At 58.7% G+C, this 492-nt stretch carries 2 pseudogenes; both read right to left on the bottom strand.

Annotated elements, in window-relative coordinates:
• A pseudogene (locus tag lacNas_RS14175) lies at positions 1–138 on the bottom strand (gfo/Idh/MocA family oxidoreductase); the annotation flags it as partial.
• Positions 139–156: 18 nt separating this feature from the next.
• Positions 157–492: pseudogene (locus lacNas_RS03970) on the bottom strand (hypothetical protein); the annotation flags it as partial.

Genomic DNA, 492 nt, shown 5'->3' with positions numbered 1-492 from the left:
GTATTCAGCCGCCAGCGACTGCCCGGTTGCCGCCGACCGCTTGGTCGTGGCAATGGCGGCCAGGCTTAGGCCCGGCAAGGGCAGGGCGGTCAGGAAGTCTTTGACGATCTTGCCGCTGCCGATGATTCCTAGTTTCATGATAAAAGCCTCCTTCGCTTATTTGTTCAGCTTGCTGACGTCCACGGAATTTTTCAGGACGGTCTTGGGAATCGCCAGCTTCTTTTGCTGGTTGACCTTGAGCAGGGACAGTTTGGTGGAGCTGCTCTGCCCCTTGACCCGGTATTTGGCGTAGATCGCCAAGCCGGTCAGCTGCTTTTTTTCGCTGAGGTCGATCGTCATCTTGATCTTCTGCGGCTTGGCGCTGGCCATCTGGCTGTCGCTGGACAGGGTGGCCAGGCCGTTGAGCTTGGTGATTTCCCGCCACAGGCGGCGGCTGCTGCCCGTGTACTTGAGCCGGTAGCCGGCGGAAGTTTTGGAGACGGTGAAGAGCTT

It is taken from the genome of Lactobacillus nasalidis (assembly GCF_016587775.1).
Taxonomy (GTDB): domain Bacteria; phylum Bacillota; class Bacilli; order Lactobacillales; family Lactobacillaceae; genus Lactobacillus; species Lactobacillus nasalidis.
This window is presented reverse-complemented; position numbering and strand designations above follow the sequence as displayed.